At 32.7% G+C, this 14,511-nt stretch carries 14 protein-coding genes; 6 read left to right on the top strand and 8 right to left on the bottom strand.

The annotated features are described in order from the left end of the window. Nucleotides 1-10 precede the first annotated feature (10 nt). Nucleotides 11-784, top strand: a complete 774-nt coding sequence (locus OD803_RS03825) for a DUF4292 domain-containing protein (protein WP_262732413.1) — start codon at nucleotides 11-13, stop codon at nucleotides 782-784. Between the two features lie 43 nt (nucleotides 785-827). Then, nucleotides 828-2,006: a murein hydrolase activator EnvC family protein gene (locus tag OD803_RS03820; RefSeq protein ID WP_262732412.1), complete on the top strand. Its 1,179-nt coding sequence runs from the start codon at nucleotides 828-830 to the stop codon at nucleotides 2,004-2,006. Between the two features lie 308 nt (nucleotides 2,007-2,314). Here the strand turns inward: OD803_RS03820 and OD803_RS03815 are convergent, their stop codons facing one another. Continuing rightward, nucleotides 2,315-2,824, bottom strand: a complete 510-nt coding sequence (locus OD803_RS03815; protein WP_129759727.1) for an acyl-CoA thioesterase — start codon at nucleotides 2,822-2,824, stop codon at nucleotides 2,315-2,317. A gap of 56 nt (nucleotides 2,825-2,880) precedes the next feature. Then, nucleotides 2,881-3,819, bottom strand: coding sequence for an SPOR domain-containing protein (locus OD803_RS03810; protein ID WP_262732411.1), 939 nt, complete (start codon nucleotides 3,817-3,819; stop codon nucleotides 2,881-2,883). Nucleotides 3,820-3,924: 105 nt separating this feature from the next. On the opposite strand from OD803_RS03810, the gene dprA reads away from it, so the two are divergent. Then, on the top strand, nucleotides 3,925-5,028 hold the full coding sequence (dprA, locus tag OD803_RS03805) for a DNA-processing protein DprA (RefSeq protein ID WP_262732410.1): 1,104 nt from the start codon (nucleotides 3,925-3,927) through the stop codon (nucleotides 5,026-5,028). Here the strand turns inward: dprA and trpS are convergent. After that, complete coding sequence (gene trpS / locus OD803_RS03800; RefSeq protein WP_262732409.1) at nucleotides 5,025-5,993, bottom strand: tryptophan--tRNA ligase; 969 nt, start codon at nucleotides 5,991-5,993, stop codon at nucleotides 5,025-5,027. The genes dprA and trpS overlap by 4 nt on opposite strands. 111 nt (nucleotides 5,994-6,104) lie before the next feature. Here trpS and OD803_RS03795 point away from each other — a divergent pair, with 111 nt between their 5' ends. Continuing rightward, nucleotides 6,105-6,845 carry a lysophospholipid acyltransferase family protein gene (locus OD803_RS03795; RefSeq protein ID WP_262732408.1) on the top strand — a complete coding sequence of 247 codons (741 nt, stop codon included), beginning with the start codon at nucleotides 6,105-6,107 and terminating at the stop codon, nucleotides 6,843-6,845. A gap of 77 nt (nucleotides 6,846-6,922) precedes the next feature. Here the strand turns inward: OD803_RS03795 and OD803_RS03790 are convergent, their stop codons facing one another. The 4 genes from OD803_RS03790 to recA form a co-directional block, all read right to left on the bottom strand. After that, nucleotides 6,923-8,455 carry a hypothetical protein gene (locus OD803_RS03790; RefSeq protein WP_262732407.1) on the bottom strand — a complete coding sequence of 511 codons (1,533 nt, stop codon included), beginning with the start codon at nucleotides 8,453-8,455 and terminating at the stop codon, nucleotides 6,923-6,925. Further along, nucleotides 8,455-8,997, bottom strand: a complete 543-nt coding sequence (locus OD803_RS03785; RefSeq protein WP_129759721.1) for an RNA polymerase sigma factor — start codon at nucleotides 8,995-8,997, stop codon at nucleotides 8,455-8,457. Before OD803_RS03785 ends, OD803_RS03790 begins: the two co-directional genes overlap by 1 nt. A gap of 30 nt (nucleotides 8,998-9,027) precedes the next feature. Further along, nucleotides 9,028-9,435, bottom strand: coding sequence for a membrane lipoprotein lipid attachment site-containing protein (locus OD803_RS03780; RefSeq protein ID WP_262732406.1), 408 nt, complete (start codon nucleotides 9,433-9,435; stop codon nucleotides 9,028-9,030). Nucleotides 9,436-9,542: 107 nt separating this feature from the next. Then, nucleotides 9,543-10,547 carry a recombinase RecA gene (gene recA, locus OD803_RS03775; protein ID WP_262732405.1) on the bottom strand — a complete coding sequence of 335 codons (1,005 nt, stop codon included), beginning with the start codon at nucleotides 10,545-10,547 and terminating at the stop codon, nucleotides 9,543-9,545. Between the two features lie 384 nt (nucleotides 10,548-10,931). On the opposite strand from recA, the gene trhO reads away from it, so the two are divergent. Together trhO and OD803_RS03765 are read left to right on the top strand one after the other, a co-directional pair. Beyond that, nucleotides 10,932-12,002: an oxygen-dependent tRNA uridine(34) hydroxylase TrhO gene (trhO, locus tag OD803_RS03770; protein WP_262732404.1), complete on the top strand. Its 1,071-nt coding sequence runs from the start codon at nucleotides 10,932-10,934 to the stop codon at nucleotides 12,000-12,002. Beyond that, nucleotides 12,003-13,007 carry a radical SAM protein gene (locus OD803_RS03765; RefSeq protein ID WP_262732403.1) on the top strand — a complete coding sequence of 335 codons (1,005 nt, stop codon included), beginning with the start codon at nucleotides 12,003-12,005 and terminating at the stop codon, nucleotides 13,005-13,007. It abuts the gene before it with no gap. A 9-nt stretch (nucleotides 13,008-13,016) separates the two neighbouring features. Here the strand turns inward: OD803_RS03765 and OD803_RS03760 are convergent, their stop codons facing one another. After that, the gene (locus tag OD803_RS03760; RefSeq protein ID WP_262732402.1) at nucleotides 13,017-14,420 is read right to left on the bottom strand and encodes a peptidoglycan DD-metalloendopeptidase family protein; all 1,404 of its coding nucleotides are present in this window, start codon (nucleotides 14,418-14,420) and stop codon (nucleotides 13,017-13,019) included. Nucleotides 14,421-14,511: the final 91 nt, after the last annotated feature.

Here is a 14,511-nt window from a genome sequence, read left to right as displayed (position 1 = left end):
CTGAAAATCTATGATGAAGCAAATTAAAATAGTAGTTGTTACAGTTGTGGTATGTGCTGTTTATGGATGTAAATCTACCAAAAGCGTTACTGACACTGGAACGCTCAATACAAGCATTACTGCAAAACAACTTATTAGAGAAAATTCTAAACAGGAAATCCGATTTAAAACCTTGCAAGCCAAAGTAAAAATAGACTATACTCAAGGTGACGATTCTCAAGGCTATACAGTAAACCTTAGAATAAAAAAAGATGAAACCATCTGGTTGAGTGCTACTTTGGGTTTAGCTAGAGCCATGATAACACCAGATAGAGTTCAGTTTTACGACAAAATAAACAATCAGTATTTTGATGGTGACTACACCTTACTAAGTAATATTTTAGGAGTAGAATTAGATTTTAAAAAGGTTCAAAACCTACTTGTGGGAGAAGCTATTTATAATCTAAAAGATGACACCTACAAAGCATCAACTCATCAAGAATCTTATGTGCTTGAGCCTAAAAACCAAAAAGCAGTATTAGAGCTGTTTTACTTAATAAATCCAGGACATTTTAAAATGGATTCTCAACAACTGTATCAACCGTTACAGCAACGTATGTTACAAGTAGATTATAAATCCTATCAGGAAGTACAACGACAAATAGTTCCAGAAAATATACACATTTCTGCAGTTGAAGCAACCAGTGAAGTCACTATTGATTTGGAGTACAAATCAGTGTCGCTTAATGAAGAAGTACGTTTTCCATTTAAAATACCTACAGGGTTTAAAGAAATAATATTATAACATGTATAGTAAGCCAACCTTAATAGTAATGATATGTTTCTTTATGAACATTGGTTTCGGTTTTGCGCAAAGTGATAAGCAAAAGGAACTCGAAGCCCAACGTAAGAAATATCAAAATGAATTAAAGCAATTAAATGCCTTGCTATTTTCTGATAAGAAAAAGGAAAAGTCAGTAATTTCATTGGTAGAAGACCTTAACTACAAGGTAAATGTTAGAAAAAACCTGATTAAAATTACTAATGACCAAGCCAATTTATTAACCAGAGAAATCAACGATAACCAAAATGAAATTTCCAGCCTTAGAGAGCAATTAAAACAGCTTAAAGCAGATTATGCTGCTATGATTGTAAAGTCTTATAAAAGCAAGTCAGAGCAAAGTAAAATCATGTTTCTGTTATCAGCAGATAATTTTCAGCAAGCTTATAAGCGTTTACAATACCTAAAGCAATATAGAAATTACCAAGAAGAACAAGGCGAAGCGATTAAATCAAAAACTGTACGTTTACAAGAATTGAATACGTCTTTAATACAACAAAGAGAAGACAAGCAAAAGCTTATTGAAGAAAACCGAATTGCCAAAAAGCAGTTGGAAGGAGAACTCAAAGAGCACGAAACACTTATGGCTTCTATACGCCAAAACATGAGTAAATATGCGTCTCAAATAAAAGTAAAGCAGCAGGAAATAGATAAAATTGACAAAGAGATTGACAGGTTAATTAAAGAAGCCATTGCAGCGTCAAATAAAAAAGCAGGAAAATCCACTACATCTAAAGGGTTTGCTTTAACTGCCGAAGCTAAACAGTTGGCTGCTAATTTTCAGTCTAACAAAGGACAATTACCTTGGCCTGTTGAAAAAGGAGTTGTTAAAGTACGCTATGGTAATCAACCATCACCAATTGATAGAACTGTAACGTTTAATAGTCCTGGAGTTAGAATTGCAACCGAACAAGGTGCAAAAGTGCGAGCGGTTTTTGATGGCGAAGTTTCTGAAATTTTAGTTATACCAAATGCTAATCCTGTAATTATGATTAGACATGGTAACTACATCACGGTTTATAAAAACCTATCAAAAATTTACGTCAAAAAAGGTGATAAGATTACTACTAAACAAGAAATAGGAGAGGTGTTTACCAACAAAAACACAGGTGAAACTATGCTAGGTTTTGGAGTTTACAAAGACTCTCAAACTCAAAATCCTGCAAGCTGGATTTACAAAATGTAATAGCATTTTGAAAACTATTTTAGGATTTACAAAATGTGAAGAATTCCTGTGAAAACAGGAATCTTATAGAGTCAAATAATGACATTAAATCTGTCATTCCGCACTTGATGCGGAATCCAAAAAAACATAATTAAAGTAAATAATGTTTGTGTTTATAAGTGTCACTTCGAGTAAAATTCTGCAAGAATTTTGTATCGAGAAGTACATTTTTGATGGAAATTTTCTTGTTTTTGATACAAATTCCACTCATTTTAATCGTGAAAATTTACTCTAACGTACGAAAATTTCTTATCCATTGTTCACGTTAATTACTCAAACAATGCTTTAAGTTCAGTTGCGTCGTTTGGTTTTAGCTTTCCTGCAAGTACTAAACTTAACTGTTTACGTCTTAAGGCAGCATCAAAGCGTTCTTTTTCTAAATCGGTTTCAGGAACAATTTCAGGAACAGATACAGGTCTTCCAGTTTCATCTACAGCTACAAAAGTGTATATAGCTTCGTTAGCTTTGGTTTTAATTCCAGACTCTCTATCATCAATCCAAACGTCAATATAAACTTCCATAGATGTTTTAAAAGCTCTTGATACCTTAGCTTCAACAGTCACAACACTTCCTAATGGCACTGACCTATTAAAAGCCACATGGTTAACCGAAGCAGTAACTACAATACGTCTGCTGTGGCGTCTTGCTGCAATACTAGCAGCACGATCCATACGAGCTAAAAGCTCTCCTCCAAAAAGGTTGTTTAATGGATTGGTTTCACTTGGAAGTACCAAGTCGGTCATTACAGTTTTAGATGCATTGGGTGTCTTTGCTTTCATGTCTATGAATTTGAATGCAAAGGTAAGGTGCTTTTAAAAACTAAAGAAAGAAAATATTAGTTTAATGCTTTTACTAATAACCAAGCGTCAGGATTGTGCGTTCTTTTTATGTCACGCAAGGTTTTAAGAGCTTCAAGTCTATCAACATGACTAGAATATACTACCTCGTGTAAGCCATATTTGTTAACACCAATTTTTCTAGCCTTATAACCAAGTGCTTTTAACTGTGCTACTTTCTTATCAGAGTTTTCTTCAACTCTAAAAGCACCAGCAATAATGTGGTAGTTGCCTTGTTGTTTTTCAACAGTTAGTGTTGCAGCAGGTAAAGGATTTTCAATTACAAATGTAGCCTCTTGTACTTTGTTGTCTAGTTGGGTGTTAGCTTCTTCTTGTGCTAATTGATTTTGAGATTCTATTTCATTAATGTAGTAGTTAGAAGCTACAAAACCACCAAGACCTAAAAATAGAACAGCAATGGCAGCATATTTTAAATAGGGTCTAGATTTGCGTTTTTCAGGAGTTACGGTAATTGGAATGACGTTCTCAATAGTTTCAACGTCTTCTTTGTATACTTCTCTAGTAACTTGATTTGATACAAATTGAGATAAACCAAAAGCATCAGTTAAGTAATTGATGTGATAAGAAGGGTCAAAAACAATTTTTCCTTCAGCATTTAAAACCAATTCACCAATATTATCAAAGGTTAAGGTTTCACCTTGAACCAAATACGATTTAATAGATTTAACGTGCTTGTTTAGTTTTTGAGAAGCAACCTCATAAGGGATTTTTTCTACCTCAGCAATATAAGATGATAATAAACCATCATTATGTTGTAGTTGCTCGTTAAAAGACAACACTTTTTTTGGAGGGTAGAATGAGTTAGTAGACTCATGTACTTTTGCAGAAACGCTTTTGGTTAAAAACGCTCCAAACTCTGGTATAGTTACACAATCATATCTGTATAACAAATCACTTATGTAGGTTTCCAATTGCATAAAAACAAAGTTAAAAATTTTTGTATGCGAATAAAAATTCGCCTTAACTATTTATTAACACTTTAAAATTTAGTTTATTGTAGGTTCAAAACCAGCGTAATAGTTATGAACACCGAACAATTAATTTATACATTGGCGTTACAACACGTACCAAATATTGGTGATATTACCGCTAAGAAGCTTATAAAAAGTTGTGGTTCTGCTGAAGCTGTTTTAAAAGAAAAGAAACAAAACCTTTTAAAAATAGATGGTATTGGTAGTGCTACAATTAGCGATTTGTTTAATTCATCGCATATTTCAGCTGCTGAAAATGAAATTAAATTTATTGAAGACAACAATATTGCCTGCTTATATTTTATGGATAACGATTATCCAGAACGGTTAAAACATTGTATTGATGGACCAATTGTGTTGTTTCAGTCTGGAAATATCAACCTTAAAGAAAAACGCATTATTAGCATTGTTGGAGCAAGAAAAATTACTACATATGGTATAGCGTTTTGCGAAAAGTTGGTTGAAGAATTAGCTGTTTTTAATCCTGTAATCGTTTCAGGGTTTGCTTATGGAACAGATATTACTGCCCAAAAAGCAGCATTACAACATAATTTGCAAACCATAGGCTGCTTAGCTCATGGTTTAAATCAAATTTACCCTAAAACCCATAAAAAATATATGGTTGATGTTGAACAACATGGTGGGTTTTTTACCGATTTTTGGAGTACTGACGTTTTTGACAGAACCAATTTTTTAAAACGCAACAGGATTATAGCAGGACTTAGTGAAGCTACTATAGTTATTGAATCTGCAGAAAAAGGAGGTAGCTTGGTTACTGCTGATATTGCAAGTTCATATAACAGAGATGTATTTGCTGTTCCTGGAAGAACTACCGATTTGCAAAGTGTAGGTTGCAATAATTTGATTAAATATCAAAAAGCACATGCATTAACTACACCATTAGATATTCCATATATATTAAATTGGCAGTTAGAAGGCGAAAAAAAGCCAGCAGTACAAAAGCAATTGTTTGTTGAACTCGATACTACAGAAAAAGCAATATATAATTACCTAAAAGAAAACGAAAAGCAACAACTAGATGTCATAGCCATTAACTGTAATTTGCCTATTTTTAAAGTAAGCAGTACGTTGCTAAATATGGAGCTAAAAGGCGTGATAAGACCTTTACCAGGAAAGCTGTTTGAGGTTATTTAATAACCAGCTTTTTCTCTAACTCTTTTTAAAACATCGTCAGCAACCACTTTGGCTTTCTCAGCACCTAAAGCAAGTGCTTTATCAATTTCGCTAAGGTTATTCATATAGTAGTTGTATTGCTCACGTTGTTTCGCAAATTTTTCAATAATTAATTCAAACAAAGCCTGTTTAGCATGTCCATAACCATAACCACCTTTTTCATAATTGGCTTTCATGGTTTCTATTTGACTTTCAGTAGCTAGTAAACTATAAATCGCAAAACAATTACAAGTTTTCCAGTCTTTTGGCTCTTCAAGAGGTGTGCTATCCGTTTCAATAGACATAATTTGTTTACGCAACTTTTTATCAGCTAAAAAAATATTGATAAAATTACCTCTACTCTTACTCATTTTTTCACCATCGGTTCCAGGAATGAGTTTGGTACTTTCTTGAACTTTAGCCTCTGGTAAAATAAAAGTTTCACCCATTTTAGTATGAAAACGAGTCGCTACATCACGTGTCATTTCAAGGTGTTGTAGTTGGTCTTTTCCAACAGGAACAATATTGGCATCGTATAATAAAATATCAGCAGCCATAAGCATTGGGTACATAAACAAACCAGCATTTACATCGTCTAACCTATCAGCTTTGTCTTTAAAACCATGCGCTAATTTTAAACGTTGATAAGGAAAAAAGCAATCTAAATACCAAGCTAGTTCGGTTACTTGAGGTACATCGCTTTGTCTGTAAAACACAGTTTTTTCAACATTTAACCCAAAGGCTAACCAGGTTGCTGCAACAGAGTAGGTATTGTGTCGTAACTCTTCAGCATTTTTTATTTGTGTAAGAGTATGCAAATTGGCAATAAATAAAAACGATTCGTTTTTTTGATCGTTTGCCATTTCTATTGCTGGTATAATTGCACCTAAAATATTACCTAAATGTGGAGTTCCTGTACTTTGTATTCCTGTTAAAATTCTTGCCATATCAACTTCCCGCTTAAGGGAGAATCTCATTAAATTAAACTTGATTATATCGTCAGCAAAGGTAATTTTTTTAGTAGAATTGTTGAATTAATTTGAGTAGTTTTGAGGCTTATGAAAATTTTTAAGTACATTTTTTGGGTTTTATACAGGATTTGGTTCTACATTTTAGTAGCACTACCTATAATTGTGCTCTTTCCTGTACTTTTAATTTCTATCTTAAAAGAGTCTTGGTATCCATTTTTTTTCAAGTTAGCACGCATTTGGGCTAAGTTTATTTTAATTGGGATGGGTTTCAATTACAAAATTGAAAGAGAGCAAACACCTGAAAAAGGAAAAAGCTATATGTTTATTGCTAACCATACCTCTATGACAGACATTATGCTAATGCTAGTGGCTGTTAAAAATCCATTTGTGTTTGTTGGAAAAGCTGAATTAGCTAAAATACCTTTGTTTGGATTTTTCTATAAACGTACAAGTATATTAGTAGACAGAAGTAGTGAAAAAAGCCGAAAAGCAGTTTTTTTAAGAGCGCAACGAAGACTCAAACAAGGTATGAGTATTTGTATTTTTCCTGAAGGTGGTGTTCCTGATGAAAGTATTGTTTTAGACGAATTTAAAGATGGCGCTTTTAGAATGGCTATTAACCATCAAATACCAATTGTACCTTTAACTTTTGCTGATAATAAAAAACGTTTTTCTTATACTTTTTTTAGTGGAGGACCAGGGAAAATGAGAGCTAAAGTACATAAGTTTTTAATCACTAATGGACTTAAAGTTGACGCAACAAAACCATTGAATTCTAAAGCGCATAGCATTATTTTAAATCAGTTATCAAAGTATCATAAAACCTAAAAAGCTGCCCTTGGCACAGAGCAGCTTTTAGTCATCATTGCGAGTTTGCAATAACTAATCTAACCAACTAAAAAAACCTAAAACTTATAACTTAAGCCTGTATATACGCCAATAAAGTAAGGTTGAAAATCGCCTGAACTGTTAGAGAACGTATTTATTTGGTACTTGAACATAGGTTCAAGATTTATTTTTACTTTTTCTGATAAGTTATAGTTCATTCCTAATCCAAAATTGGCACTATAACTCATGTCTTTTATATTAGTAGCTTCACCTATAAGAGTTCTACCATTTTCATTAACAGCATAAATTTCATTTTTGTTTACAAACAACGTACTGAAACCACCAATAACATTAATTCCTACCTTTTTATTTAATAATGTGTACTCCAATTCAATAGGAACTTCTATAAACCCAAATTGCTGATCGATTGAACTATTTGCTTGAGCTTTTATAAGTTCTGGTGAGTGAACATTGTTTAAACTTTGAGCGCTTATTAGTGTATTGTTAGAGGCACTGTTGTTAAGTTTTACATTGCTTAACCTAGCACTCATAGAGTCAATGTTTTGGTAGGCAATAACATTGTTTGTGCCATAACCTAAATCTACTTTATTTACACCAACCCTTACTTTTAGTTTATCGTTAAACGCATAGCTACCGTTAATACCATAACTCATGCTGATTTCACCAGTTTTTGAGTTGTCCACAAACTGCTCGTCAATAGCTGAACCTTTACCTAGTGAATTGAAATAAACAGGCGCCACATTTGGAGAAATGTTCCACCTGCTTAGTTTCGATTCTTCTTTTTCTTCTTCATTTGTATTGTTAGCTTCAGCAATAGCATCTTCTATAGTTTTGTCTTCTGTATTTTCGTTTTCTTCATCTATAGCATTAGTTTTAGGATCATTGTCCTCTGCTGTATCACCATTATTGTCTTTATTTGATGATTGAGCAACAGTCGTTTCAGAATCTTTAGCTCCTTTTATAAGATTATCTAAGTCTTCTTTGTTTTTCAAATGGCTTTCAGGCTTTTGATTGCTATTTGATGATTTAGTATCATTTTGGGCAACAGTGGTTGCTTTATTTGGATTGGTAGTTGGGTTGTTTTGATTTTTAGAAAAATGCTTTTGATTTTCTTGAGTTTTATAATTGATGTCTTTGGTAGTGTTGGAGCTTGCTACTTTAGATGTTGAATTTGATGAGTTATCACTTATACCTTTTGATGTTTTATTTTTATCTTCTTCAAAAGTACTGGTGTTTTCATTTGCAACTTCAGTGGTATTACTTATTGAGGTGTTGTTGTTTTCAAAATTACTATTATCTTTGTTAGAATCTTCGTTGTTTGAAGCTCCATTGGGAGTTTCAGTATCTACAATTTCAGAAGGTGTGTTTGTAGTGCCAGAATCTGACAAAATACTATTACCTACAGTAAATAACAGCACTAACAATGCTGCAACACCTGCAACTTTCCACCAAATAGGAATAACTCTGCGTTTACGTTTTTTATTATTTAAGTTAGCCTGAATGTTTTCCCATACAGCATCATTAGGAGTGGCTTCAAAGTTTTTGAGCTTCTCCTGAAAAAGTCTGTCTATGTTCTTTTTTTCACTCATTATAATGTTTGCGAGTTTATGCTCGCCTTGTATTGTTCAATCTTTTCTTTTAAAATCAATCGTGCTCTGGCAAGATTAGATTTTGAGGTTCCTGTTGATATGTTTAGCATCTCTGCTATTTCTTTATGCGAATAACCGTCTAGAGCATAAAGGTTAAATACTAACCTATAACGATCTGGTAACTCTTGAATAATGCTTAGTAAAAAGTCAATAGTTACTGCGTCTTCATCAATTTCTACACTAACATCTTCAATTTGCTCTTCATTAACAATATCAAAAACACCAACACTTCTATACCTTTGTAACGCAGTGTTAATGGTTATTCGTTTCATCCAGCCTTCTAAAGAACCTTTGCTTTTATATTGTGATATTTTGTTGAAAATAGTCACAAAAGCATCTTGCAGATTGTCTTCTGCCTCTACATAATTTCTTGAGTACTTAAGACAAAGCGAAAATAGTTTGCTCGAATAGAGCTTATATAGTTGACTTTGAGCTTTAGTATCATTTTTTTTACAATGTTCTATGAGTTGCTCTAAACTCACATTATAAAGGTATTAGTTAGTCCAAATTAATTACTCAACAACAGGAATTTCTACTATGTAGTACAAATCGTTACCATTTTCGTCTTCACCTTGCCAAAATCTAAACACATAAGTACCATTACTGTTTACCATAAAGTTAAAGGATACTTCCTCTAAAGTAGCTGATTGGGTACAGCTTTGCTCTGGGTATACTGTGTTTATGACAGCAATAGTTCGTTGGTTTAACTCACTATCGTAATAAAAGTCATTAAACACATAACAGCCTGATGGTTTGTAGTAGCTTACATATATTGTGTAAGTTTCACCTAATACAAATTCTTCTGGCATATCCACACTCTCTATAGGTAATATCTCATAGTAAAATGAGGGAGCATCATCTTCTAACGAACATGACGTTAGTGATAGGATAAAAACAAATAGAAATAATATTTTTTTCATAGTTAAATTTGGTTTTGGGTAATACCTTTTCAAAAGGTAGATACATAAAGTGTAAAAAGGTTGCGTTAAAAAATAAAAAAAATCCCGTTTTAAGGGATTTTTAAGTTTTAATTAGCTTCTTTAATAGTATTCCTAACTTTCTCTTCGAGTTCATCCATAAGTTCAGGATTGTCTTTAATTAGGTTTTTTACAGCATCTCTACCTTGACCAAGTTTGGTGTCATCATAACTAAACCACGAACCGCTTTTCTTTATAATTTCATGTTCAACAGCAATATCCAATATTTCACCAACTTTTGAAACTCCTTCTCCATACATAATATCAAATTCAGCAGTTTTAAACGGTGGAGCGACTTTATTTTTAACCACTTTAACTCGTGTTTTATTACCAGAAACATTTCCATCAGATTCTTTAATTTGAGTAGAGCGTCTAATGTCTAATCTAACTGAGGCATAGAATTTTAAAGCATTACCACCAGTTGTAGTTTCAGGGTTTCCAAACATAACACCAATTTTTTCGCGTAATTGGTTAATGAAAATCATTGTACAATTAGTCTTACTGATAGAGCCTGTAAGTTTTCTAAGCGCTTGAGACATTAATCGTGCATGCAGTCCCATTTTAGAGTCACCCATTTCACCTTCAATTTCACTTTTAGGTGTAAGAGCAGCAACAGAATCAATCACAATAATATCAATAGCTCCAGAACGCACTAAGTTATCAGCAATTTCAAGTGCTTGTTCACCATTGTCAGGTTGAGAAATGATTAGATTTTCTAAGTCAACACCTAATTTTTCAGCGTAAAATCTATCAAAAGCATGCTCAGCATCAATAAAAGCAGCAATACCTCCAGCTTTTTGAGCTTCAGCAATAGCATGTAAGGTTAAGGTTGTTTTACCAGAAGATTCCGGACCATAAATTTCAATAATTCTACCTCTTGGATAACCACCAACTCCTAATGCAATATCAAGCCCTAATGAACCAGAAGGGATAGAATCAACATCTGCAACCGCTTGGTCACTCATTTTCATTACAGTCCCTTTTCCATAGGCTTTATCTAGTTTATCTAAAGTAAGCTTAAGTGCTTTTAATTTAGCGTCTTTTTCAGTACTCATCTACACAGTGTTTTTCTTAAATTAATCATGCTAAAATACGATAACTTTTCATTTTTTTCAATCATACGACGCAACCTTTTTACACTTTTTGCATCTACTTAATAATTAAGGGAAATCTTGCTATGAAATTCTTTAAAAAAACAATTGTAAACAATGTATTAGGTGTTTCAGTTGCTATACATGTAAATAGTAACTGTAAAGCCGATGGAGGTTAACTCGTGTTATATTTTGGATTTTTAAATGAAAAAATATTAATAACGAGTTAGTCTACTAAAAGCACTTTATGAAAACCATAAAGTGCTTTTTGCATTTTAATAAGGCTAATCCTTAAAAAATAGTACCTTTGCCCAAAATTAATCTTTAACCTTAAAAAAATAGTATAGCATGCAACTGTACAATAACTTAAGTGCTAAAGAAAGAGCAGAACTTATTGAAAAAGCGGGAAAAGAACGCTTAACAATCTCTTTCTACAAATATGCCAAAATTGGCAACACTCAACTTTTTAGAAATCACATGTTTTTAGCTTGGGACGATCTTGACGTCTTAGGAAGAATTTATGTTGCACACGAAGGTATTAATGCACAACTTTCTGTTCCTGCAGATAACTTTGATGCTTTTAAAACTCATTTAGATACCATCACTTTTCTTGAAAACGTGCGTTTAAACATTGCAATTGAACACGATAATTATGCGTTTTTAAAGCTGAAGGTAAAAGTGCGCGACAAAATTGTAGCTGATGGATTAAACGACAATACTTTTGATGTTACTGATAAAGGAGTTCATGTTGAAGCTGAAAAGTTTAACGAACTTATTGAAGACCCTAATACTGTTTTGGTAGACATGCGTAACCACTACGAAAGTGAAATAGGACATTTTAAAAATGCCATTACTCCAGATGTGGATACCTTTAGAGAATCTTTAGACCTAATAGAAGAAGACTTAAGAGAGCACAAGGAAGATAAAAAGCTAGTGATGTATTGTACTGGTGGAATTAGATGTGAAAAAGCTAGTGCCTATTACAAACATAAAGGCTTTAAGCAAGTCTATCAGTTAGAAGGCGGTATTATAAATTATGTAAGACAAGTTGAAGAAAAAGGGCTTGAAAATAAGTTTATTGGTAAAAATTTTGTGTTTGATCAAAGACGTTCAGAACGTATAAGTGATGATGTTATAGCGCAATGCCATCAGTGTGGTGAACCTGCTGATATGCACACTAACTGTGCTAATGAAGCTTGTCATTTACTATTTATTCAATGTGATGCTTGTAAAGAAAAAATGGAAAACTGCTGCTCTACAACATGTATGGAAATAAACCGTTTACCACATGAAGAACAAAAAGCATTACGTAAAGGACAAGGCAATAGCAATGACATTTTCAAAAAAGGAAGAGCAGATCATTTACCGTTTAAAAAAGATTTGCGCAATATTTTTGAGACTATAGGCAAAAAGTCATAAATGAACATATATAAACTTTTACAACTCAACAGAAAAATTAAAAGCCATCGCATAAAGTTTTTAGGACTTTTTCTGTTGCATAAATTTAACAAACGTTATTTGGCTGTCAATTTAGACCCTGTAATGGCTTGTAATTTACGTTGTAAAATGTGCTACTTTACAGATGCCGATTATGTAAAAACTCTTAAAGGCCAGTTTAAGGAAGAAGACTTAAAGCTTGTCGCAGACACTATTTTTAATAGAGCTTTAAAGCTTCAAATAGGTTGTGGTACTGAGCCTACTTTATATAAGGATTTGCCAAAAATTGTGGCGTTAGGTAAGCAATATAATGTACCTTATATTTCGTTAACTACAAATGCGAATTTATTGACTGAAGAAAAGATTGAAGAACTTGTTAAAGCAGGCTTAAATGAGTTTACTATTTCATTGCATGGAGTCACTAAAGAAACCTATGAAGGCTTTATGAAAAAAGCTAGCTATGAAAAGTTTCACAATGCATTTAAGGCTTTTGCTAAGTTGAAAACTAAATATAATTTTAAGGTTCGAATTAATTATACATTCAATAAAGACAATTTTTACGAACTAAAAGAGTTTTTCAATCACTTTAATCCAAATAGTTTTGATATTCTTCAAATACGACCTATTCAAAAAATAGGAAATACTGAGTATAATGATTTTGATATTTCATCATTAACTCAGGACTATCCTGAGGTAATAGCTAGCATAAAAGAGGTTTGTAAAACAAATAACATAACTCTATTAGCACCTAATACTCTAACGGGTTTAAATTCTGAAAATCAATCTAGCTTTGTGTTTGACTATACATTTTGCTACATTTCGCCTCAAAAGTTTTGGAAAGAAGGCTTTAATTGGCGAGAAGTAAGTTTTAATGAGTTTTCTAAACAAATAAACTGGAGTCAAACACTGTTTTCAAATATTTTTAGGTCTAAAAAACAACTTAAGTCACTGTCTAATAGACTTAATTATGAGGTTGAATTTAACTAAAACCAAATTTTACTTTTTTATCAGTTTTATAGTTTTTGTTTCTGAAAGATCGTTTTTCATAATCAAAAAATACATTCCGTTAGACAATTGAGATAAATCAATACTTGTTATTCCTTCAGAAATAGAATCAATAGACATTATGTTCTTTCCTAATACATCAACAATATCAGCATTAATAATTTTTGAGCCTGATTTAATTATAATCACATCGTTGAAAGGATTTGGATAAACAGAAGTAGAAGCAAAGGTTTCTTCTTCAACATTTAAAACACCAGATATGTTAAAAGTGTGTGTAACGGTTTCTCCGTTATAAGTTGCTTCCCATTTCCAAGCACCATTCATATCGTAAATACCAGAATAATACCAATACCAATAAGAAGCAACATAACTATCGGTTAAATTGAAATCCCAATTGTACAAAATGGAGTCATCAGGTTTTATGATTTTTAAATTTACATTTGTTCCTGCTTCTTGATCTCTAAGGTAAAGTGCAAAATATACTGTGTCTTCAGTGTCAAAGTCGTCGTTTTCGTTAGTGATTTCTTGAGTTGGACAAGCAGGAAAAATAGGAGGAGATGTGTGAGTCATTAAAGCGTTTACTCTTGGGTTGTTATAAGGTTTTTGCGACTGCCACCAAGTATCTCCATTAAGACTATTACATGCTCCTTGATATGGGTCGACTAGTTGAGTGTAAGTATTGTCGGTATACACTTCAAAATGTAAATGAGGTCCAGTAGAACTGCCAGAGCTACCAACAATTCCTAAAAATTCTCCTTCAACTACCATTTCCCCAACATTTTTAGTTGTTAATGATCCATTTTTCATGTGGCCATACCACGCAACGCTTCCATCAACATGCTGTACATATACTGCATTCCACGGATTGTTATTAAGTCCACAGTTTCTATCATATTCTCCATCGCCTTTAGCTATGATTTGACCTGGTGCAGCAGCAACAATTTCGGCTTCATCAAAATCCATCATCTTCCAACCAAAAGGCCATGTAAAAATATCTATTCCTTGATGGTTGTAACCACTGCTTAAGTCGTAAGTTTTTGTGCCACAATTATAGTCAGTAAGTTGATCTGGATAAGAAGGGTTTTGATCTACATAATTTGAAATTCCCCAAACATCGTTATAACTCGCTCCAGTAGCTTTTTGAACAGGCCAGATAAAAAGTGGATGTGTGCCAGCACGATTATTTCCTAGAAACATTAATTTGTTTTCACGACGTAATTCTTCAACACTATTGTGAAGCATTGATTTAATATTATCTCTTTCAACATCAGTTAAACAGGGAAGATTATTAGTATTAAACACATATTCTCCTCCAACTGGATTATTAACGGTTTGAGCGTTAATTACGTTAGCAAGACAAAATAAAAAAGCAAAGAGTAAAGTTTTAAAATGCATAGTAATGGTTTTTAGAGTTTGTACTATAGTATCGAGAAAAATCAAAAATGTTAGCATTCTTTTTTAATAAAATTTAATTTTTATCTAATAT

It is taken from the genome of Gaetbulibacter sp. NE, from assembly GCF_025548475.1.
Taxonomy (GTDB): domain Bacteria; phylum Bacteroidota; class Bacteroidia; order Flavobacteriales; family Flavobacteriaceae; genus Gaetbulibacter_B; species Gaetbulibacter_B jejuensis.
Note: the sequence above shows the minus strand (reverse complement) of the source record. Positions and strands in the feature narration are given on the sequence as shown.

Coding starts and splice junctions, on each gene's coding strand:
- OD803_RS03810 (WP_262732411.1), bottom strand. CDS start 3,819: ATGCAATTGGAAACCTACATAAGTGATTTGTTATACAGATATGATTGT.
- recA (WP_262732405.1), bottom strand. CDS start 10,547: ATGAGTACTGAAAAAGACGCTAAATTAAAAGCACTTAAGCTTACTTTA.
- dprA (WP_262732410.1), top strand. CDS start 3,925: ATGAACACCGAACAATTAATTTATACATTGGCGTTACAACACGTACCA.
- OD803_RS03765 (WP_262732403.1), top strand. CDS start 12,003: ATGAACATATATAAACTTTTACAACTCAACAGAAAAATTAAAAGCCAT.
- OD803_RS03820 (WP_262732412.1), top strand. CDS start 828: ATGAACATTGGTTTCGGTTTTGCGCAAAGTGATAAGCAAAAGGAACTC.
- OD803_RS03825 (WP_262732413.1), top strand. CDS start 11: ATGATGAAGCAAATTAAAATAGTAGTTGTTACAGTTGTGGTATGTGCT.
- trpS (WP_262732409.1), bottom strand. CDS start 5,993: ATGGCAAGAATTTTAACAGGAATACAAAGTACAGGAACTCCACATTTA.
- OD803_RS03760 (WP_262732402.1), bottom strand. CDS start 14,420: ATGCATTTTAAAACTTTACTCTTTGCTTTTTTATTTTGTCTTGCTAAC.
- OD803_RS03780 (WP_262732406.1), bottom strand. CDS start 9,435: ATGAAAAAAATATTATTTCTATTTGTTTTTATCCTATCACTAACGTCA.
- OD803_RS03795 (WP_262732408.1), top strand. CDS start 6,105: ATGAAAATTTTTAAGTACATTTTTTGGGTTTTATACAGGATTTGGTTC.
- OD803_RS03815 (WP_129759727.1), bottom strand. CDS start 2,824: ATGAAAGCAAAGACACCCAATGCATCTAAAACTGTAATGACCGACTTG.
- OD803_RS03790 (WP_262732407.1), bottom strand. CDS start 8,455: ATGAGTGAAAAAAAGAACATAGACAGACTTTTTCAGGAGAAGCTCAAA.
- trhO (WP_262732404.1), top strand. CDS start 10,932: ATGCAACTGTACAATAACTTAAGTGCTAAAGAAAGAGCAGAACTTATT.